Raw genomic sequence first — 21,673 nt, forward strand, 5'->3', positions numbered from 1 at the left:
TTTACTCTACCAATCTTAGGTTAAACTTTTCCGCTTTCCCATGCCATTTTTAACTTGAAAATTATTATTTGGGAACTATCACCACCAGCCACCAATCCTTAATCGATCTCACCAGCTTAGCGACTTGACTAAAATCGATAAGCTTAGTGATGTAGCACCGGGCTGACAGGGCATAAAACTTGAGCATCTCTTCATCGACTGCTGAGGTTGTCATAATTACCACCGGAATCCTTTTTAACTTGAGTGCTGAGTTGATTTAAATCAATATTTCCAACTGTTCTTTTTAGGCAAAATCAAGTTAAGCATAATTAAATTGGGACGAGAAGGCGAACAGAAAAGCCTGCTTATTCCATAAAATTATTGCTTATACCATATCTTATACTATTTGCAAATGATTAAAAATTGGCTTGTCGCCAGCTTTTATAAAGTCCATTTAGCCTCGCTGAGCAAATCATCCACCAGCAGAATTTCCATAGGTTAAAAGTTTTTAGCTCGCTCACAAGCAAAGCATCTGTTCGTTTAATTTAGAGGAAGTTTGACGACTGCCAGCCAGAATTCCTCAATTAACCTGACTACTTTAGTAAATTCTACGAAGTCTACCGGCTTGGTTATGTAACAGTTGGCGTGGAGCGAGTAGGACTTAAAAATATCTTCTGGAGCTGCTGAAGTGCTGAGAATCACTACAGGAATTAATTTTAAGGCTGGGTCAGTTTTAATTTCTTCTAGCACTTCAACACCGCTTTTTTTCGGCAGATGCAAATCGAGCAAAATCAAATCGGGACGAGGTACCCTAAGATAGGGTTCTTTTCGGCGCAAAAACTTGATTGCTTCGACTCCATCCTCCACAAAATGCAAGTTATTCAATATTTTACCCTGATTGAGGACTTCTATTGCCAAATCGGCATCGCTGGGAGAATCCTCAATCAGCAGAATCTCTATAGGTCTAACAGTGCTTCGATCGCTCATAACCGGCGTATCCTTTAAAGTATAAAAACAAAATTGAACTTTGAGGCTTCAGGTACTAATTATAGGAATAGTGAAGTAAAAAGTCGCTCCTTTTCCCTCCTGAGATTCCACCCAAATCCGACCGCCGTGGCGTTCAACAATGCGCTTGCACATCGCCAAACCTATACCAGTACCGGAATATTGGCGGCGGGAGTGCAGGCGCGCAAAAATGATAAAAATGCGATCGGCATACTGCGGATCGATGCCAATTCCGTTATCGCGGACACTGAACACCCATTCGCTCTCTTGCCTGCAGGCAGCGATATGAATCAACGGGATATCTTGGCGACAAAATTTGATGCTGTTGGCGAGCAAATTTTGGAATAATTGCACCAGTTGAAATTCATCCGCCATCACGGTTGGCATCGCGTCGGAGGTGATTACAGCTTTTGTTTCGGCGATCGCAATTTGCAAATTGCACATAGTTTGCTTAACCACAGCGTTGCAGTCCGCCTGCTCAAACTCCTGACCCCTCGTTCCCAGGCGCGAATACGCCAACAAATCGTTAATTAACTGCTGCATTCTGGTGGCGCCATCGACAATATAATGAATATACTTATCTGCGCGATCGTCCAAATTTCCTTGATAGCGCTGGGCCAGCAATTGAGTGTAACTGGTAACGGCTCGGAGCGGTTCTTGCAAATCGTGGGAAGCTACATAAGCAAATTGTTCTAATTCCTCGTTGGAACGCTTCAAATCTTCTGTAAGTTGCAGCATTTGCTCCTCTGCTTCTTTGCGGCCTGTAATGTTGTAAACCAAGGCGCAACAAGACAGCAGATTACCCTGAGAGTCCATGACGGGACTGGTAGACATATGAGTCCAAATATCTTTGCCGTCCTTACTTTTGAATTTAAATTCGTGTTGTTCAGCAATACCTTGCTTGCGCCGATCGACCTTATCAAGAGCTTGTGGTTTTTCCGGTTCGTCCATGAAATCAAAAAGCGACCGCCCGAACATTTCTAATTCACTATAGCCGAGCATTCGCGCCATTGCGTGGTTCACGTAAGTAGTGAGGCCATTTCTATCAATTACCCAAATACCTTCTTCTGCTAATTCAACTATTTGCCTGTACTTGAATTCGCTTTCCTGCAAAGCAGTTTCAGTTAGTTTCCGCTCAGTGATATCTTTCATAAAACAGTGGTGACCGTTAAATATCCCTTGTACGTCGCAAGCTTTTACCATCGTTAATTGCTTGTAAAAAAACGAGCCATTTTTCCGAACGCCTCTAGCTTCAACTTCTACTTTGCCAGAAATTAGCATTTCCTGATAAGCTGATAGCATCATCTCAACATCGTCCGGATGTACGGTGAGCTGCCATTCCAGGCCAAGCATTTGTTCCGGTTCGTAACCGCATTTATGAGCGTAAGCTCGGTTAACCTTCACGTAGCGCCCCTCAATATCCAGCCGTGAAATGCCTTCCACCGCATTTTGCATGGCACTGGTTAGGTCGCGCAGCTCTTTTTCAGCTTGTTTGCGATCGCTAATATCCTGACCGATACCCAAAAAACCGTTAATATTTCCGTTACTATCAAATAAGGCAGTCACCGACAGCAGTACCGGAAACCGCGAACCATCTTTGCGAATGTAAGTCCATTCATTTTCGTCAGCGATTTCCCGGCACGGCAAGGCAAATAATACTTGAATTCCCGGCTCTATTTTCACTCCCAATTCTTGAGAAAGAACTTCAGCTCTTTGAGCGAGCTCCAGAGGCTCGTGAATTATTGCTAGCGTGACTTTTCCGACCACTTCTTCTAGCGAATAACCTAAAAGTTGCTCTGCCGCCCGATTAAATGTTTTAATTGTACCGTCGGGATCTGTAGAAATAATTGTGTAGTTAGCGCTATTAAGAATTCCATTTTGCAGTTGCGTCAATTCCAACAAAGTGAGCGCAATTTTTTCGCGGTAGGCTATTTCTTTTTGCAATGTCTGGTTAGAAATTTCAATTTGAGCAGTGCGCTCAGCAACTCGATGCTCCAGAGTTTCATTGAGCCGTCGATTTTCCTCTTCTACCTGCTTGCGTTCTGTAATATCAGTAATAGTACACACATAACTTTTCACCTCCCCATTTTCTCCGATTTGACCGACAGCTTGACCGAATACCCAAATGATTTGAGTGTGATTAATGCCTTGAAAGCGGTACTCAGATTTAAACGGCAATTTCTCCTGCGTGGGGCTATACCATTCAGTAAAAACCCGATCGCGGTCGTCTGGATGAATGCCTTGCAACCACCCTTTGCCCAAAGCTTCATCGCAGGTAATTCCCGAAATTTGACACCAGCGCTCGTTGACATACAAGCAGTCTCCTACAGCATCTGCATAAAATATTCCTACCGGGGAAGCTTCAGTTAAAGTTTGATAGCGAGCTTCCGTTTCTCGGCGCTCCATAATTTCTTTTTGCAGTATTGAATCGATCATCCCTAATTGAGTTGGACTGAGGAGAGTTAATGCTTGGGGAACTAAAGGAATTAATGCGAAAGCGGTGTAAGCAGAAATCGCGGCTGTAATAATTTTCAGACTGCCAGAAACCCAATAAACAGGATGCCAAAGCGTCCAAACTTCCATTATATGAGTAGTGCCGCAAGAGATAATAAACGCTGCCAGCAGCCAAAAGATGTTACGGAAGGGCAAGTCTTTTCGCTGACCGATAAAATAAATTAGGGATAGCGGTATTGAATAGTAGGCCAGGGCAATTATAGAGTCTGACACTATGTGGAGCGCGACTAGCTCTCGCTGCCAAAGGTAACAGTAGCCTTGAGGAATATAATTCCCGGTGAATAACAGGTGATTTAAAAATTTCCAAATCATCATAAATGGAATGGGTAATCGAGAATTGGTAATTGGTAATTGGTAATTGGTAATTGGTAAGCGGGAATTGGTAATTTAACCCAATGACTTATAACCTATCTCAAATTTTTGAAAGATACAGTCTTGAACGCACCGGGGGCTAAAAACCCGGTTTCTGGTTAGATGCCTTGTTGCCAAACCGAATATTGTCGTAGAAACTGGTTTTTCTTCCGTAACTCTTAATATAGCAATTCTCAATGATTCGCAAGCTGTAGCGAGCTCTAGGTTGGGTAGAACGAAGTGAAACCCAATATTCCGATTTTAGATTTTAGATTTTAGCTTTTCCTTCCTTCTTCCTTATCTTCTAGATAACTAAAGGCTTCTCTCCTAGATAACTAAAGCCTTCTTCCATCCATCGGTTACATCTGTTACATCCGTTGTCGAACTTCTTCCTTCTTCTATAAAAAATGGGGCGAGCTCAAAGCCCGCCCCACCAAAAATTATGCTGCTGCTATTAACCCAACAGCGCCTGAGCCTTAGCTACCACATTATCAACGGTGTAGCCAAACTTTTCTAAAGCAACGGGGCCCGGTGCAGAAGCGCCGAATGTGTCGATGCTGATGCTGTCGCCTTCGGAGCCCAAATAACGTCCCCAGCCGAAGCTACAAGCTGCTTCAACTGCCAACCGTTTAGTAACAGCTTTCGGCAGTACAGATTCGCGGTAAGCGGCATCTTGTAAGTCGAACAATTCCCAGCAAGGCATCGAAACTACTCGCACTTTATTGCCTGCGGCGCGCAATTTTTCAGCGGCATCAACGCAGAGGTATGTTTCGCCGCCGGTGCCGATTAAAATGATGTCGGGGGTGCCGCCGTCGTCAGACAAAATGTAAGCGCCTTTTGCGGTTCCTTCGATCGAGCTTCCAGCCAAGTTAGGCAAGTTTTGGCGCGACAAAGCCATTAAAGTTGGGCGAGTGCGGCTTTCAACTGCCACTTTGTAAGCGCCGGATGTTTCATTACCATCCGCAGGGCGCATTACCAACAAATCGGGAATTACTCGCAGAGAAGCGAGAGTTTCCACCGGTTGGTGAGTCGGGCCGTCTTCGCCCAAGGCTACGGAGTCGTGAGTCATTACATAAATAACTCCAGCTTCCGATAGTGCAGAGAGGCGAATTGCTCCCCGCATATAGTCAGCAAATACCAAGAAAGTGGCGCAGTAAGGAATTAAACCGCCGTGCAGAAGCATACCGTTGGCGATCGCACCCATGCCGTGTTCCCGCACACCAAAGCGCAGGTTACGTCCTTCGTACTGACCTTTTTGGAAATCTTTTTCACCCTTGAGCAAAGTCATGTTAGAAGATGCCAAGTCAGCGGAACCGCCGATCAATTCAGGTAGAACACCTGCCAAAGCATTCAAACATTTTCCAGAATGATTCCGAGTCGAATCTGCCTTATCTTCCGGCTTGTATGTCGGCAAAACTTTATCCCAACCTTCGGGAAGTTTGCCGGCAACCGTGCGCTCATATTCTGCAGCTTCTGCAGGATATGCTGCTTTATAAGCATCAAAAGCTTTCTGCCATTCTTGCTCAGCTTGAGCACCGCGATCGACTGCTTTGCGGAAGTGTGACAAAGCATCCTCAGGAATCTCAAACGGTGCGTGTTCCCACTTCAAGAAATCGCGAGTTGCTTGCACTTCATCGCTACCCAAAGCAGCACCGTGAGCGCTGTAGGAATTGCGCTTGTTTGGAGAACCGTAACCAATGACGGTGCGGACTTTAATCATGGACGGTTTGTCCGTGACTTTTTTTGCTTCTTCAATAGCTTTGTGAACTGCTTCTAGGTTAGTATCTTCGTCTAGAGCGGTATTGTCTACTGTAATAACGTGCCAATTGTAAGCTTCAAAACGCTTGCCCACATCTTCAGTAAAGGCCAAGCTTGTGTCGCCTTCAATAGAAATGTGATTGTCATCGTACAAGGCAATTAATTTGCCGAGTCCGAGGTGTCCTGCCAAAGAACAAGCTTCGCCAGAAACACCTTCCATGTGGCAGCCGTCACCCAAAATTACATAGGTGTAGTGGTCAACAATTGTGTGGTCGGGCTTGTTAAACTTAGCAGCGAGGTGAGCTTCTGCCATTGCCAAACCGACGCCATTAGCAATTCCTTGTCCCAGGGGGCCGGTGGTAACTTCTACGCCTTCGGTCATGAAGTTTTCGGGGTGTCCGGGGGTTCTGGATTCCCACTGGCGAAATTGCTTGATGTCGTCGATGGTGACGCTATCGTAGCCGGTCAAATACAGGAGGGCGTACTGTAGCATACAGCCGTGGCCGGCGGAGAGGACGAAGCGATCGCGATTAAACCACTTGGGGTTTTTGGGGTTGAACCGCATGAACCGATCCCACAGCACGAAGGCCATAGGGGCAGCGCCCATCGGCAGTCCCGGGTGTCCTGATTTTGCTTTTTCTACCGCATCGATGGCCAAAAAGCGGATAGAGTTGATGCAGAGTTCTTCGAGTGATTGAGTTGCAACAGCCATAATTCTGGTTTTTATATGTTAAGAGAGAGTGTGTGTGGTCGATTCTGACAGAGGTGCGATGAGCCGAGTTCGATCGCTCGCGTTTCTGCTGTTCAGTTTCTGTGGAACTGCCGTGAGGCTGCACTACTTATCATCTCACCAGTTGCGCTCGACATACAACTTAATTTTTTAATGTTTCGGTCGCTTTGTGCACTCGATCGCAAATTGTTATCGGAGATATTTCTGGGGCGAGTGCGGCTCTGTGCGATCGGGTTACGAGAGGGTGTAACTTAATTATTTGGCAAATTGGCTCTCAAAACCACCCTGTTATGATAGAGTTTGGTGTTTCTGACATCTTGCAGCTTTGTCACGAACAGGCAAGATGCCTGTTCCACAAAGAGTGAATTTTCTTGTGGGGCGTTGCTTTGAGCAACGCCCGATCGCACGATCGCCAGAATAGTGCAAGATGTCAGATATTTGTAATTTTAATCAGGCAATAACTAATGACTCTCAGTGAAGCCGAAGTCCGCAGTCAAAAAGTAGACGAACTGCGATCGCAAGGCATAGAACCGTATCCCAGTGAATCCTACGCGCGATCGCACACAGCCAAGCAAGTTCGCGAAATATTTAGTCAGCCGGGAAAAGAACTCCAAAACGGAGAAACTGACCCCGAAGAAATTTCCCTGCGATTAGCTGGCCGCATCACTTCCAAGCGAGACAGCGGCAAAATTGGTTTCATCGATTTAAAAGACGCCACAGACAAAATTCAACTCAAAATCGAGAAAGCAATCGTCACCGGCGAAGTCGGTTTGAGCTTTGAACAAATTAAAAAATTGCTCGATGTCGGCGATTTTGTCGGCGTCGAAGGTATCGGCTGCCGCACCCCCAGGGGAGAACTTTCTATTTTAGTGAGGGAATTAAAGCTTTTATCAAAAGCTACCATTCAATTTCCCGATGCTTATTACGGAATTAACGACCCCGAAGTTTGCCGCCGTCACCGCGAAATGGATTTGGCAAGCAACCAAGATGCGCTCAACCGTTTTATGCTTCGCAGCCGCATCGTTCAAAGCATCCGTTCCTATCTCTGGCAAGCCAATTTTTACGAAATAGAAACGCCAACACTGCAAGCTATTTACGGCGGTGCTGCTGCTAAGCCCTTCATAACTCACCACAATGCTTTGGATGTGGATTTGTATTTGCGAGTGGCTCCCGAATTATTCTTAAAAAGAGCAATTTGCGGCGGTTTCGAGCGAGTATTTGAACTAGGGAAAGCATTTAGAAATGAGGGAATTGACAGCACCCACAATCCCGAGTTTACCTCTTTAGAAGTTTACCAAGCTTATGCTGATGTTTTCGACATTTTAACAGTTGTCGAAGACGTGATATGTTTCGCAGCGGCGGCGGTATTTGGGGATGTCAAAGAAATTGAAAATCAGGGGGAAACGATTAGTTTAGAACGCAAGTTCGACTACAGCGAAAAATATCCCGGTTTCAGCGGCAAACACTGGCAAGTGAAAACGATGGTAGAAGCTGTCAGAGACGAGTTTGGGCTGGATTTTGACAGTTTGGACTTGGAAAGTGCGATCGAATCTGCAAGCAAACTAGAAATGCACCTGTCTAAGTTAGAACAACAGAGTTTAGGCTACGTGCTGTATGCAGTTTTTGACAAATTAGTTGTTCCCAAACTAATTCAACCTACATTCATCATCGACTACCCTGTTGAAGTCAGTCCCTTAGCAAAAGGACATCGCAGCAAGCCGGGATTTGTGGAACGTTTCGAGCTGTTTATTAACGGTACAGAATACTCGAACGGCTTCTCAGAATTGAACGATCCGAAGGAGCAAAGAAAGCGGTTTGAGGAACAGTTAGCACAGAAAAATGCGGGCGATGACGAAGCGCATCCAATGGATGAAGACTTTATTCAAGCGCTATCTTTGGGAATGCCTAACTGTGCCGGAATGGGCATCGGTGTAGACAGATTGGTGATGCTTTTAACTAATACTCAAAGCATCCGCGATGCGGTGATGTTCCCGACAATGCGGCCGATTAAAGATTGATTGGAGTAGCTTTTTTGCCAATGTCTAATAATCACATGGGGATTTTTTAACCGCAGATATCAGCGGATTAACACAGATAAACGCCGATGGAATTTCATCGGCGTTTATCTGCGGTTATGTGCGGTTAAAAAAACATTTTTGATATCACCGCATAAACGAACCGACAACACCGTTCAAATCTTCAGCCAAAGGATTTCCCAAAGCCTTAAACTTCCACTCGCTGCCTTCTCGATAAACTTCTCCCATCAACATATTTAATTTTCCTTCATAAGAAGGGTCATTTGACAAGCGATAGCGAGCTATTTCTTTCCCGGCGGCATCTACAGCCCTCACGAAAGCATTTTGTACCAGGCCGAAATGCTGTTTTCTCTCTTTTCCATCGTAAATATTTACGCCCAAAATAATTTTGTGATATTGTGCTGGCAAAGAGCTCAGTTTCACCAATATTTGTTCGTCGTCTCCGTCTCCAGCCCCCGTGAGATTGTCGCCTGAGTGAACAACTGTTTTGTCCTTTGACTCCAAATGAGAGTAATAAATTACATCTTCTTTGTAGTTCTTTATTTTGCCATTTTCTCCCAGCAGCAGAGCGTAGGAATCTAAGTCAAAATTTGCACCGCTGCTTCGGCCGAAAAGACCTTTTTTAGCTTGTGCAACATCCCAGCCCAAAGCCATTGTCAGTCTGGACAAGTCGTATTCGCTTTTGCTGAGAACGATTGATTGTCCTTTTGTCAAGTTGATAGCCATAGTTTTGTGATTGTGTAAGGTTTATTGTGAAGTTGAATGATTGCCCTAAGCTAACATTTTGTTTGCTGGCAAAAGCTGTTTCTAGGGTAAGAGATTTTTGATTCGTGCTGATTTTACCCAATGCGGATATTCGGCGGTCAACAAATCGTATAATTCCTCATCGGCAATATGTTCCGGGTCTTCTAAACTGAAGAAATCGGCGTTGTCTAGGTAGCGAGCGCCCATTTCGTCAAGCTGTTCTAAAAAGCTAAAATCGCTGGCTACGGATCTTGCTAACCACCCTTGGAATCCCTTACTTTTGACATCTTTCTGCGACTTGCCGATCGCCATAAACTGCCAAAATATCGGCTCGTGGGACGACCATTGTAGCTGCTGCTTGCTTTCCGACTCGTCCGCAGTTTCTCCATCGGTTACAAACATGACGTAGACAGGTCGATCGGCTTTAATAGCTGCGTAGCGCCTGCTACCGCGACCGTCAGGAAAATAGAACTTTCTAATTTCCTTGATCACTTTACCGTAGTAAGTACCTCCTTCTAAAGGATACTGTTGCAGTATATAGTGGATGAAGTTTGAGAAATTGTTGATCGACATTTCACCGGGATTGTGGGGGTTGACTCCAAACAGAAATATGTCGATCGCTGCGTTGTCATCAAACCGACATCCCAAAGCCAAAATCTTCTCTGCCAAACGCTGAATCTTGCCTGAACTGTACAGCGAAGACATGGAAGCAGAAATATCGAGGCAAAGCGCTACTTGAGCATTGTGATTTGTGAGATTTGCTTTCTTGAGCGAGATATCGGCTTTCTTAGCAAGATTAAAAATGTGCGGCGCTTTCTCCTCAAGCTTTTTGTCTAGTGCTATAGCTTTCTGACTTTTGTGGCTATCTTCAATAACTGGTAATTTAGGCGGTTCTACTGTACGTTGTGCTGGTTTTTCTTGCTGTTGAATCTCAGAATGATACTTATCAACAAAACTCTCCAACCCTGCTTTATATCCTTGTCCTACGGCCTGAAATCTCCAAGCTGCATCCTTTTTATACAACCGTCCAAACTCGACTGCCGTTTCTTCAGAAAAACCTTCTGTTAAATCATACCGGGCTAGTTCGCTGTCGGTTTGGCGATCGTACAATCGGATAAAAGCATTTCTGATTTGGCTGAAATTTTGATGTTTAGCGTGTGCGTCGTGAATCGTGACCACAAAAACCATTTCCTCAACAGCAGCCGTTACCTTTTCTAAGTCTACATAAATTGTCTCGTCATCCCCTTGAGTTTGACCAGTTTGATTATCTCCCGAATGGGCGATCGATCCGTCCGGCGACTGCGAGTTATTGTAAAATACAAAGTATCTTTCATCGGGGATTTTGCCATCCGAACCTAATGCAAAAACCGAGGCATCGATATCGCAGCTTTGCGGGTTTGGGTTGGATAAATCTTGTTGAGTTGCTATTTCCCATCCCAGGGCGATCGCAACTTTTGTTAAACTTGGAGATGTTTTAGAAAGATTAAATCTTTCGCCTTTCTTTAATTGAATTCCCATCTGGTTTATCACCTCATGAGTCTGGCTTAAAATCGAGGGAAACATTCCTACTTCCGAATTTTCCCTCGATTTATTTAGCTAGTAGCGATCGCCCTTTTATCCGGCATACTTGTCTACAAAGCTTTGCAAGCCGGAATTGTAGCCTTGTCCTACAGCTTGGAACCTCCACTCACCGTCTTTCTTGTAAAGTCTGCCAAACTCTACCGCTGTCTCCCTAGAAAAATCCTCGTCCAAATCGTACTTCGTTACCTCTGTGTTAGTAGTAGTGTCGTAAATCCTGATAAAAGCATTCCGCACTTGACCGAAGTTTTGCCTTCTCGATTCTGCTTCGTGGATAGTTACCACAAACACAATTTCTTGCACCGCCGGATCGACTTTTGTTAAATCGACTGTAACGGTTTCATCATCGCCAAATCCTTCTCCGGTTCGGCTATCTCCCAGATGTATTACAGAAGTGTCCGGCGACTCCTTGTTGTTGTAGAAAACAAAGTATTTTTCGCCGGGAATTTTGCCAGTAGCCCCCAACATAAACACGGAAGCATCTAAGTCAAATGCTGCGCCTGTGTCTGTAATATTGGTATCCCATCCCAAACCAATCCCGGCATTTTTTAGCCCCGGTGCTTCTTTAGAGAGATTGATTCTCCCGCCTTTTTCCAAATTGATAGACATTCGCCCTCCTATTCACAACATCACTGGCGTTACTACTAGCAATTATATCAAGTGTTATAGTAAGTTGACAATTTGCTTTTGGTACTCGTCCTCTGTGATTAGTTCGTGGGTATTTTCCACTCTGTCTAAAAACACGATTCCATCTAAATGGTCGTGTTCGTGTTGAAAAATTCGGGCCACAAAGTCTGTCAATTCTTGTCGGTGGAGTTTGCCGTCTCTACTGGTGTATTCTATCTCGATCGCCCTACTTCTGGGCACCAATCCCCGAATCCCCGGAATACTCAAACAGCCTTCCCAGTCTTTGACTGTCTCTGTTGATGCAGCCACAATCCGGGGATTAATCATCGCTGTGGGCTCCATGTTGGGTGCTTGGGGATAGCGCAGGTTGGGGCGCGATGCGACGATGAACAGGCGATCGGACTGAGCCGCTTGAGGGGCGGCAATCCCCACTCCGTTTGCCTGCTGTACGGTAAATATTAAGCTGTCAATCAACTGTTGGATGCGATCGTCCTTAATATTCTCGACAACTTGCGACTGGCGGCGCAGTACGGGATTTCCTAATTGAGAAATTTGCAAGATTTCTGCCATATTAATTAGTCATTGGTAATTGGTAATTGGTAATAACCATCAACTGTCAACTGTCAACTGTCAACTGTCAACCGTCAACAGATTATCCAACTTTTTGAACCGGCAAACTCCCCGGTTTAACAGTCAAATTAACTCTTTGCCCGTTACGGTTAATTTCCATTTGCAACAGCCCGCCAACCTTAGCATTTTGCACGAACTCCTGAACAGCTTCCGACTGAATAATCGGCTGATTATTAATTTTTTGAATCACATCTCCAGCCCGCAAACCGGCTGCTGCTGCGGGAGAATTAGGAACAACGCTAACAATAGCCACACCCCGATCGACTGCAACTCGCAGGCTGCTGTTAGCGTTGCTGTTAATTTGCTCCTTAACCTCTGGATTCAGCGTCGCCATTTCAATTCCCAAATAAGCGTGTTCGACTTTCCCCGTCGTAATCAGTTCCTTCGCCACCTGTTGGGCCGCCTGAATGGGAATCGCAAAGCCCAATCCTTGAGCACCTTGAATAATCGCCGTATTCATGCCAATAACTTGGCCCGAAGCATTCAGCAGCGGGCCGCCGGAATTCCCCGGATTAATTGCAGCGTCTGTTTGAATAAAACCGATCCGCTTGTCGGGTACGCCCACGTCAGAGCTCGATCGCCCCGTAGCGCTAATAATTCCCGCAGTTACGGAATTGTCCAAACCCAAAGGATTGCCAATGGCGATCGCCCATTCTCCAGGCAACAGCTTATCCGAATTGCCGATCGCCACTACAGGCACATTATTCGCCTCAATCTTCACCACAGCCACATCCGTCACCTTATCAGCCCCCAACACCTGCCCCTGAAAGCTGCGGCCGTCCTTGAGAGTTACATTTACCGTATCGGCTCCCTCTACAACGTGAGCGTTAGTGAGAATCAGGCCGTCGGCACCGATGACAAAACCCGAACCAGTACCCCGTTCGAGCCCGCCCCGGCCCCCCGAATTCGGTTCTCTGCCAAAAAAATCTTCCGGCGACAGCCCTCTATTTCCAGGTTTCACCCGGCGCGAAGCATCGATCCGAACCACTGCCGGGCCAACTTTTGCCACCGCAGCCACAATAAAATTCACATTAGCCGCGTCGCCTGACAAGGAAACCGGCGGCAAGACTTTGCTAACTCGATCCTTTTCCTTTGTATTAGGAGGCAGTTGCAATTTCGGTTCCAGCGCCCTTTGTCCCGAATCGCCAGAATTTCCACGAAATTGAGAAACCGTCAGACGATCGCCCAACATGGCGGCCCCGGCTCCCGTTACCAGCAGCAATATGTAAATTGCCGGTTGCTTCCAAAATTTGCCAGTAGAACTCTTCATGGCCATGTTTTAAGGCTTTCCTGCCAAATCTAAATATTTGCTGAACAGCTCCCCGATACCTGGTTTGGGCTGCAGAGCCGCCAAATTTTTGGGCGATGGCGCCCCGCCCCGCAAGCTACGGCAGACTCCCTTAAACTTTAGCATCTGAGGACTAAACTCTCTAGAGTAGAATTAATATCTTGAATGCCGATCGGCAGAGGTGAGCAGTGGACATTCCCCTCGAAAGTCTGTGGAATCAGATACTTGAACGTCTCCAGGTACAACTGAGCAGACCTAGCTTTGAGACGTGGATCAAAACTGCCCGCGCCGAACAACTCGAAAATAACTGTTTGATCGTCAGCGCCCCCAACCCCTTTGCTCGCAATTGGTTGCAAAAATATTACAGAGAAATCCTTGCCGATGCAGTGTACGAAATTCTCGGCTATCCCGTAGACATTTACTTGACAATTGCTGGGGGCAACGAAACAGGTGGCAGCAGTGACTCAGCCATGATTTGGCCTTCCCCCATCGCCGCCGATGTCCCCGAAAGCCACTCGCTTCACCCCCCCAAACCCGCCAATTTAAACCCGAAATACTTATTTTCCCGCTTTGTCGTCGGTTCCAACAACCGCATGGCTCACGCGGCCTCCCTCGCGGTAGCCGAGTCTCCGGGCCGAGAATTCAATCCCCTATTTTTGTGCGGTGGCGTCGGTTTGGGCAAAACTCATTTGATGCAGGCGATCGGTCATTATCGCTTGGAAATTGACCCCAACGCCAAGATCTTTTACGTTTCTACTGAGAAATTTACTAACGATTTAATCGCGGCAATTAGGAAAGACAGTATGCAAACTTTCCGCGATCATTATCGAGCAGCCGATGTTTTATTAATAGATGATATCCAATTTATTGAAGGCAAAGAATACACTCAAGAAGAATTTTTCCACACTTTTAATACTTTGCACGAAGCCGGAAATCAAGTAGTTTTAGCTTCCGATCGCCCGCCGCAGCAAATCCCTCGCCTGCAAGAGCGTTTGTGTTCCAGATTTTCCATGGGATTAATTGCCGACATTCAATTGCCCGACTTGGAAACTAGGATGGCAATTTTGCAGAAAAAAGCCGAGTATGAAAATATGCGTCTGCCGCGAGATGTCATTGAATACATTGCTTCTAGTTACACTTCCAACGTTAGGGAATTGGAAGGTGCTTTGATTCGGGCGGTAGCATATCTTTCAATTACCGGTTTGCCGATGACCGTGGAGAATATCACCCCGGTTTTGAACCAGCAAACTGAAAGCTTAGAGGCGACGCCAGATGCAGTAATTGCAGTTGTGGCTGAAGAGTTTGATGTTTCTGTGGAAGATTTGAAAGGCATTTCTCGCAGGCGAGAAATTAGTCTTGCCCGTCAAGTAGGGATGTATTTAATTAGGCAGCATACTGGTTTGAGTTTGCCAAAGGTGGGCGAAGTGTTCGGCGGCAAAGATCACACGACTGTGCTTTACAGTTGCGACAAAATTGCTCAGTTGCGGAACACTGACCCGAATTTGGCTCAAACTTTGCGTCAGTTGAGCGATCGGATTAATGTTGTCAGCCGTAAAACTTAATTTGAAGTCAGTTGTCTGTTGACAGTTGTCTGTTGTCATCACCCAACACCGTCAACAGTTACCAGTCAACAGTCAACAGTCAACAATTCCCATTCCCAATTCCCAATGCCCCATAATAGACAATCTTGCCTGTGGAAAAACCTGTGGAAAAGTCCCCCTCCGTTTGTGGAAAACTTTACTCGATAGCCCGAAATAGTTTTTGCACAAAAATGGGCGGGCGATCGACCGCACCAGCTTTCCCACCAGTTTTCCACAGGTAATATCAATTCCGGCTGCGCCGGAATGATATCAAATCCTTGCTTCAAAAGTCGGGCGTAAAGTCGAATCCCGAGGCCAACAAATAATTCGCGCAATTTTCATTTTTTTGACCCTCCTTCTACAGTCAACAGTCAAGAGTCAACAATGATAAGGAGTGCAACCGGAATCGATATCATGCTGGTCTGCGAGTCGCAACGGCTAGTTTAACTCCTTTAACTTGTCGCACCCGATCCATAACGGCTACAGCCAAGCCAAAATCAACCTTTTCGTCAGAGTTAATCACGGCAATCAGGCCTTGACGAGTAGCAGCTAAGGCGCTCAGTTGTGCGGGCAAAGCCTCTACCGTTGTGGGCTGACGATCGAGACTGACTTGTCCTTTTGAATCAATCGTGATGGTGACTCGGTTCGTTACCTGTGTCGGCTGGCTCGAAGTCGCTTTGGGCAAATCCACAGGCAGTCCTTCAGGGTTGGTTAAGAACAAGCTAGAGAGAATGAAAAATGTGAGCAGCGAGAACACCACATCAATCAGCGGTACAATATTAATTTGTGGAGGAATTTCAGGGTCTTTGGGTAAGTTCATATTCTTTTTGTGCAATTCGATAATGACGACGATAGAGCAGTTCTAGCTGCCCTGCATATTCTTCAATTCGGCCAACTTCGCGCTGATATAAGCCCCGGTAAATGCTGGAAAATGTCAGAGTGATAATGCCCACGAGTAATCCGGCAGAAGTGGCAATCAAGTCTTCGCTAATGCCTGCGGTCAAACCCGATTTATTTGTCGCTCCAAGGTTGCCAATATTAATCGAGGCAAATGTGGTCATTAGCCCAAATACTGTGCCTTGAAGACCGAGCAATGGTGCTAGCGCAACGATGGTGTCAAAAATATGATTGAACCGCTTCAGTAGCGGAATTTCGATTTTTCCCTCGGTTTCTAGCGCTAGAATAAATTCTTCAGGTGTCGCGTCTTCAAGCTGCAACGTGCTGAGGAAAATGCGGGCGATCGGTAAGTCAACATTCTGCTTGAGCTTATCGATCACACTTACCATGTTATTGAGTTGATAGAACCGCAAAACATCATGAGCAACTTGCTTTTGTCGTCTGTAAATTTTGATCCAGAATATGGCGCGTTCGCTCGCCAGCGTTACCGATAGAATTGAACAAAGCAGCAGCGGCCACATGACAAGACCGCCTGCCAAAAATTGTTCACGTATTGCTGAAAAATTCATCCACTTCTCCTAATTGACCGCTGGTAGTACCAGCAATTTTGCTCGACAGCACTGATGATAATCTATCTCAATAAAAAATCCAATACCAAAGGCAGATGAATTTGAGTCTTCCAAAGCCATACGAGGAAATTGGCATCATCTTGAATCAACGCCAGCCGATCTAGACGGGGTGACAAGCAGGTTGAAAGCAAGGCTGGGTCAAGGTTTTGAGTTGAGTGACCAAGCGAAAGGCTCTTCGCTGGCGTAACTCAAGAAAAGAGAGTGGCGATCGTAGAGAATCAGGTTCAAGCATCTCTCGGACGATCTTATGAGTCAATAAGCCTGTCAATAATCCACTATTTTTTTTGAGGTTCAGGGGCTTTAATGCTTTTACCATCAAGGTTCCACAGGCATTGTCACCCCGTCAACAGCCGATCGCCAAACCAAGTGAGACTGGAACCTGCCCGCACATGGGCTGGGCGATCGCTCGTAGGATCTGCACCCTTGCTGTAACGAAGCGCTACGCTCTTAAGCACTGTAGCGTGCAGCGTAAAATCTCGCTGTACAGTCAACAGTCAACACTCAACAATGATTCCGGCGCAACCGGAATCGATATAATTCTTAGCTACAAGTCACGCCCAGCAAACAATTAACTTTTTTTTCCACAGTTTCCACAGGGCGATCGATACAAAAATAATTCAATAAATTAAAAAATACTAGCGATCCCTGCACACCTAACATAGATAATTCGCGACGCGCGCTGACTTCAGAAACCCGGTTTCTACGAAGCCTTCTCGTTTTTACAGACAAAATTTTGCCTAGAAACCCGGTTTCTAGCCCCATGCTTAAGCCCTACACACAGAAAAACTGACCCGCCGGCTTTCTGTGATACGATTTGTTTCTGTTTCAAATCCGGTTAATTAACCTTCCTACCATGAAATTGGTTTGCACCCAAAGTGACCTCAACGCCAACCTCTCGTTGGTAAGTCGGGCCGTTCCCTCCCGCCCGACACATCCGGTACTCGCCAACGTGCTCTTAGTAGCGGATGAGGAAAATCAGCGGGTTAGCTTGACAGCTTTCGATCTCAGTTTGGGCATTCGTACCAGCTTCGCAGCAGAAGTAACAGGCGGCGGCAGTTTTACCATACCCGCTAAATTACTCAACGATATTGTTTCGAGACTCCCAGATGGAGAGATTACTTTAGAAGACGAAGCGGGGGACACCGTAGCATATCTCACTTGCAGTTCTGGCAGCTACCAAGTTAGAGGCATGGGCCCGGAAGAATTCCCAGAATTGCCCGCCATCGAAGGCGGAACAATCCTCAAATTACCACCGGAAGCCTTGATAGAAGGACTCAAAGGAACTTTATTTGCTACTAGCCCCGACGAGGCAAAACAGGTACTTGCAGGCGTGCATTTAAAGGTATTGCAAGATTGCCTGGAATTTGCAGCTACAGACGGCCACAGATTGGCAGTAGTTCAAACTGCAAATGAAAAAGCTGAAGGCGAAGAAACCCAAGAAGAATTTGAGGTGACTGTCCCCGCTAAAGCATTGCGGGAAGTAGAAAGAATGCTGGTGATGCGGCAGTGGACTGAACCTGTCACCCTGCATTTTGAACACGGTCAAGTAGTGTTTGAGTGGGCAGACCAGCGGCTGACAACCCGCACCTTGGAAGGGCAATATCCCGCATATCGGCAGTTGATTCCGCCCTCCTTTGAGCGGCAAATTACCTTAGAAAGGCGATCGTTCTTAGCAGCAGTAGAAAGAATAGCCGTTTTTGCAGACCAAAAAAACAATATTCTCAAATGCAGCATCGACGAGGAGAATCAGGAAATTACTTTGTCTGTAGATGCTAAAGATGTCGGCTGTGGCAAAGAGTCAATGCCCGCACAGATTTCGGGAGATAGCATAGATATTGCTTTCAACGTGAAATATCTGATTGATATTTTAAAAACGGCTCAATCCCCAGAAATTCAACTGCAATTAAACGGTGCTTTAGCCCCCGTAATTTTCCAGCCTTTGGGTGGAGTCAATGCTACATTCTTGGTGATGCCAGTTCAGCTAAGAGCTTAAAAAGAGTCAGTAGTCATTAGTCAACAGTCACCGATGCTGCAACCGGAATTGATCTAATTCATCTGCGTTAATCGGTGTTGATCTGCCCTCATCTGCGGTTAAAAAAATATAATTTCTCAGGCCGCAGATGACAAGGGATTGACCTGATTAACGCAGATAAAGAGAAGAGAGATAGGAATAATTCCGATGCTAATAGCTTTGATATGACTTATTCCTTCAAATCAATGGCAACAAAATTTCAAATTCAGTACCTGTACCGGGCGTAGAATGCAAATTCAACTTGCCTTTATGCTTTTCCGTAACAATTTGATGGGTAATTGCCAAGCCCAAACCGGTACCTTTGCCTGCGGGTTTAGTAGTAAAAAACGTCTCAAAAATCCGCCGCTGAATTTCTGGCGGAATTCCGGGTCCGTTATCGGCAATTCTGATGGCTATCCAAGCGTTATTTTGATTTTTTTCGGCTGCTTCGGGGCTAAAGGTGACTGTCCCCGCTAAAGCATTGCGGGAAGTAGAAAGAATGCTGGTGATGCGGCAGTGGACTGAACCTGTCACCCTGCATTTTGAACACGGTCAAGTAGTGTTTGAGTGGGCAGACCAGCGGCTGACAACCCGCACCTTGGAAGGGCAATATCCCGCATATCGGCAGTTGATTCCGCCCTCCTTTGAGCGGCAAATTACCTTAGAAAGGCGATCGTTCTTAGCAGCAGTAGAAAGAATAGCCGTTTTTGCAGACCAAAAAAACAATATTCTCAAATGCAGCATCGACGAGGAGAATCAGGAAATTACTTTGTCTGTAGATGCTAAAGATGTCGGCTGTGGCAAAGAGTCAATGCCCGCACAGATTTCGGGAGATAGCATAGATATTGCTTTCAACGTGAAATATCTGATTGATATTTTAAAAACGGCTCAATCCCCAGAAATTCAACTGCAATTAAACGGTGCTTTAGCCCCCGTAATTTTCCAGCCTTTGGGTGGAGTCAATGCTACATTCTTGGTGATGCCAGTTCAGCTAAGAGCTTAAAAAGAGTCAGTAGTCATTAGTCAACAGTCACCGATGCTGCAACCGGAATTGATCTAATTCATCTGCGTTAATCGGTGTTGATCTGCCCTCATCTGCGGTTAAAAAAATATAATTTCTCAGGCCGCAGATGACAAGGGATTGACCTGATTAACGCAGATAAAGAGAAGAGAGATAGGAATAATTCCGATGCTAATAGCTTTGATATGACTTATTCCTTCAAATCAATGGCAACAAAATTTCAAATTCAGTACCTGTACCGGGCGTAGAATGCAAATTCAACTTGCCTTTATGCTTTTCCGTAACAATTTGATGGGTAATTGCCAAGCCCAAACCGGTACCTTTGCCTGCGGGTTTAGTAGTAAAAAACGTCTCAAAAATCCGCCGCTGAATTTCTGGCGGAATTCCGGGTCCGTTATCGGCAATTCTGATGGCTATCCAAGCGTTATTTTGATTTTTTTCGGCTGCTTCGGGGCTAAAGCCGACGTTTGGGCAGGCGGATGATAGCTGTCTTGAATTTTGTCGATCGCCCATAACATAATTTTGAATTAATTCCGAATTAACGCAGTCTCCGTCAGAACTATCTATTACCTCAGTTTCAATAGTAATCGCAGGCATAAAATCTTTTTCTGCTTTTACCTCTTCCAAAGCGTCGATCGCATTGCTGATGATATTCATAAATACCTGGCTCAACTGACCAGAGTAACACTTGACCAAAGGCAAATCTCCATAGTTTTTAACTACTTTAAACCCGTACTTCAGACGATTTTTCATAATTAGCAGCGTACTGTCAATACATTCATGGATGTTAGCTTGTTTCAAGTGGGTTTCGTCCATGTGAGAAAAGGTGTGCAGGCTGGTGACGAGTTCGGTCAGCCTCTGTGATGAAACTTTCATACTTTTGAGAATTTCCACCCAATCTTCTTGCAAAAAATCAAATTCTATGTGTTTTTTGAGTTGGTCAATTTTTTCGTTTTCACCGACAATGTGTTCGTAAGCAGACAGCAAGTCCATGATGTCTGTCAAATAGTTGGACAAAAAGCCTAGATTTCCGCTGATGCAGGTGACGGGATTTCTAATTTCGTGGGCGACTCCAGCTACCATCTGCCCCAAACTGGCTAGTTTTTCGGTTTGAATTAGTTGAGATTGAGTTTGCTGCCTCAGCAATTTTGTTGCTAGTTCATGAATGTTGGATTGGGCTACTAACAGTTCGTGCACGTCTAGCAAACTATAAGTTTGAGGCGAAACTTGAACCACAATCGGTTCGTAAAGCAGTTCTTTCGATCGCAACAGCGACTTCCTGGCTGCATCCACGATTAAAGTATTGCTGGGAAAAATTAAACTCTCAGTTTCGGCAAAGCGGTACAAAGCCCTCACAGGTCGCTTTAAAAATAATTCTCGCCCAAAAGGACGGCTGATAAATTCTAAAAATCTCCGCCGGGAAATCATACCGGCAAATTCACCTTGATGAGTGACAATGACTCCTGGTAACAGTGGATTAGCTTCTAACATCTGAGAAATTCGGATTCCCCAATCCGTAGCTTCTACCTGAAAATCGTAAAGCGACAATTGTTGGAGAGTAGAGTCTAAACAAAGTTCTCCTAGGTCAGCCTCGGAGATGGGTTGGACGGGTCTTTCTACGCAGGAGGTATTCAACATAAATTTATCAGCACGCTTTTTTGGGTTCTATTTGCCAGCAGACATTCAGCTACCAAAGGTCAACAGGTGAGTTGTTGAGTGTTTTGACCGGCATCCCCCTGGCACACTGCATTTTAAATTACACACAAAACTGACTGTAGCAAGGAAAATTTTACCACTTAAAGTATTAGGCAAGATTGAGTATCACCGAGATAAATGCGCCCTGGTAATTATACCTGACTTTATTTTATACTGACTTGAGCGGTATTAGCGCTGGGTTCAGCTATTTAACTATTCATTAACCTTAAGTGATCCTCTTAACCTTTTGTTAATAAATTATTACCCTGAGAAATATAATTAATTGATAATAGAAGAAAATCGGGATTGCCCGATCGCCAACACGATGCACCCGTCAGCAGACAAGTTAAAAGCCCAAATTGGGGCGATCGCGTCCCTGAGTTTTAGCTCGCTAAGGGCGATGGCGAGACGCCTTGCAAGCTACGGCATTTGAGGCGATTTCATCCCATCTCCCCGATCCGGTACTCGCAACCCCCCGTAACGCTCAGCCAGCGACACACCTGCCAGTGCGTCCCCTATAGGTCAATACGGTTCAGTTAAGAGCTATGCAGTGCTTAAAACAATAAATACAGGAGGATTCATTATTATTCCAGTACCTCT

At 45.5% G+C, this 21,673-nt stretch carries 19 protein-coding genes and 1 pseudogene; 5 read left to right on the forward strand and 15 right to left on the reverse strand.

The window, feature by feature from the left end; all coding sequences use genetic code 11:
- Window positions 1-64 precede the first annotated feature (64 nt).
- The 4 genes from QUA57_RS18545 to tkt all read right to left on the reverse strand — a co-directional run bounded on the left by QUA57_RS18545 (window position 65) and on the right by tkt (window position 6,319).
- On the reverse strand, window positions 65-214 hold the full coding sequence (locus QUA57_RS18545) for a hypothetical protein (RefSeq protein WP_333062812.1): 150 nt from the start codon (window positions 212-214) through the stop codon (window positions 65-67).
- 305 nt (window positions 215-519) lie between these two features.
- Entirely contained in the window at window positions 520-966 is a 447-nt protein-coding gene (locus QUA57_RS18550) for a response regulator (protein WP_333062810.1), read from the reverse strand.
- A gap of 48 nt (window positions 967-1,014) precedes the next feature.
- Complete coding sequence (locus QUA57_RS18555) at window positions 1,015-3,813, reverse strand: PAS domain S-box protein (protein ID WP_333062809.1); 2,799 nt, start codon at window positions 3,811-3,813, stop codon at window positions 1,015-1,017.
- Between the two features lie 490 nt (window positions 3,814-4,303).
- Window positions 4,304-6,319, reverse strand: a complete 2,016-nt coding sequence (tkt, locus tag QUA57_RS18560; protein ID WP_333062807.1) for a transketolase — start codon at window positions 6,317-6,319, stop codon at window positions 4,304-4,306.
- Window positions 6,320-6,801: 482 nt separating this feature from the next.
- On the opposite strand from tkt, the gene lysS reads away from it, so the two are divergent.
- Window positions 6,802-8,355, forward strand: a complete 1,554-nt coding sequence (gene lysS / locus QUA57_RS18565) for a lysine--tRNA ligase (RefSeq protein WP_333062805.1) — start codon at window positions 6,802-6,804, stop codon at window positions 8,353-8,355.
- Between the two features lie 144 nt (window positions 8,356-8,499).
- Here the strand turns inward: lysS and QUA57_RS18570 are convergent, their stop codons facing one another.
- The 5 genes from QUA57_RS18570 to QUA57_RS18590 form a co-directional block, all read right to left on the reverse strand.
- Window positions 8,500-9,099 carry a TerD family protein gene (locus QUA57_RS18570; RefSeq protein ID WP_333062803.1) on the reverse strand — a complete coding sequence of 200 codons (600 nt, stop codon included), beginning with the start codon at window positions 9,097-9,099 and terminating at the stop codon, window positions 8,500-8,502.
- Between the two features lie 81 nt (window positions 9,100-9,180).
- The gene (locus tag QUA57_RS18575) at window positions 9,181-10,635 is read right to left on the reverse strand and encodes a TerD family protein (protein WP_333062801.1); all 1,455 of its coding nucleotides are present in this window, start codon (window positions 10,633-10,635) and stop codon (window positions 9,181-9,183) included.
- 96 nt (window positions 10,636-10,731) lie between these two features.
- Window positions 10,732-11,304 (reverse strand): TerD family protein, encoded by a 573-nt coding sequence (locus tag QUA57_RS18580; protein WP_333062799.1) that lies wholly within the window; start codon window positions 11,302-11,304, stop codon window positions 10,732-10,734.
- A gap of 54 nt (window positions 11,305-11,358) precedes the next feature.
- Entirely contained in the window at window positions 11,359-11,892 is a 534-nt protein-coding gene (gene def, locus QUA57_RS18585; RefSeq protein WP_333062798.1) for a peptide deformylase, read from the reverse strand.
- An 82-nt stretch (window positions 11,893-11,974) separates the two neighbouring features.
- A complete protein-coding gene (locus QUA57_RS18590; RefSeq protein ID WP_333062796.1) occupies window positions 11,975-13,222 on the reverse strand; it encodes an HhoA/HhoB/HtrA family serine endopeptidase in 1,248 nt (415 codons plus the stop codon).
- 206 nt (window positions 13,223-13,428) lie between these two features.
- Between QUA57_RS18590 and dnaA the strand changes: the two genes are divergently transcribed.
- Window positions 13,429-14,802 (forward strand): chromosomal replication initiator protein DnaA, encoded by a 1,374-nt coding sequence (gene dnaA / locus QUA57_RS18595; RefSeq protein ID WP_333062794.1) that lies wholly within the window; start codon window positions 13,429-13,431, stop codon window positions 14,800-14,802.
- A 65-nt stretch (window positions 14,803-14,867) separates the two neighbouring features.
- On the opposite strand, the gene QUA57_RS18600 is transcribed toward dnaA, so the two are convergent.
- From QUA57_RS18600 to QUA57_RS18615, 4 genes are all read right to left on the reverse strand, one after another.
- Window positions 14,868-15,155, reverse strand: coding sequence for a hypothetical protein (locus QUA57_RS18600; RefSeq protein ID WP_333062792.1), 288 nt, complete (start codon window positions 15,153-15,155; stop codon window positions 14,868-14,870).
- 77 nt (window positions 15,156-15,232) lie between these two features.
- Window positions 15,233-15,640: a biopolymer transporter ExbD gene (locus tag QUA57_RS18605; protein ID WP_333062790.1), complete on the reverse strand. Its 408-nt coding sequence runs from the start codon at window positions 15,638-15,640 to the stop codon at window positions 15,233-15,235.
- On the reverse strand, window positions 15,618-16,286 hold the full coding sequence (locus QUA57_RS18610) for a MotA/TolQ/ExbB proton channel family protein (protein WP_333062789.1): 669 nt from the start codon (window positions 16,284-16,286) through the stop codon (window positions 15,618-15,620). Before QUA57_RS18610 ends, QUA57_RS18605 begins: the two co-directional genes overlap by 23 nt.
- Window positions 16,287-16,681: 395 nt before the next feature.
- On the reverse strand, window positions 16,682-16,837 hold the full coding sequence (locus QUA57_RS18615; protein ID WP_333062788.1) for a hypothetical protein: 156 nt from the start codon (window positions 16,835-16,837) through the stop codon (window positions 16,682-16,684).
- 362 nt (window positions 16,838-17,199) lie between these two features.
- Here QUA57_RS18615 and dnaN point away from each other — a divergent pair, with 362 nt between their 5' ends.
- On the forward strand, window positions 17,200-18,339 hold the full coding sequence (gene dnaN / locus QUA57_RS18620; RefSeq protein ID WP_333034715.1) for a DNA polymerase III subunit beta: 1,140 nt from the start codon (window positions 17,200-17,202) through the stop codon (window positions 18,337-18,339).
- 216 nt (window positions 18,340-18,555) lie between these two features.
- Here the strand turns inward: dnaN and QUA57_RS18625 are convergent.
- Window positions 18,556-18,786 (reverse strand): annotated as a pseudogene (locus tag QUA57_RS18625) (sensor histidine kinase); the annotation flags it as partial.
- Between the two features lie 79 nt (window positions 18,787-18,865).
- On the opposite strand from QUA57_RS18625, the gene QUA57_RS18630 reads away from it, so the two are divergent.
- Window positions 18,866-19,360, forward strand: coding sequence for a hypothetical protein (locus QUA57_RS18630; RefSeq protein WP_333062787.1), 495 nt, complete (start codon window positions 18,866-18,868; stop codon window positions 19,358-19,360).
- A 216-nt stretch (window positions 19,361-19,576) separates the two neighbouring features.
- Here the strand turns inward: QUA57_RS18630 and QUA57_RS18635 are convergent, their stop codons facing one another.
- Entirely contained in the window at window positions 19,577-21,016 is a 1,440-nt protein-coding gene (locus QUA57_RS18635; protein ID WP_333062785.1) for a HAMP domain-containing sensor histidine kinase, read from the reverse strand.
- A 340-nt stretch (window positions 21,017-21,356) separates the two neighbouring features.
- Here QUA57_RS18635 and QUA57_RS18640 point away from each other — a divergent pair, with 340 nt between their 5' ends.
- Window positions 21,357-21,506, forward strand: a complete 150-nt coding sequence (locus tag QUA57_RS18640; RefSeq protein WP_333062783.1) for a hypothetical protein — start codon at window positions 21,357-21,359, stop codon at window positions 21,504-21,506.
- The last annotated feature ends 167 nt before the right edge of the window (window positions 21,507-21,673 follow it).

The sequence above is a fragment of the Microcoleus sp. Pol7_B2 genome, assembly GCF_036701035.1.
In the GTDB taxonomy this organism is placed as follows: domain Bacteria; phylum Cyanobacteriota; class Cyanobacteriia; order Cyanobacteriales; family Microcoleaceae; genus Microcoleus.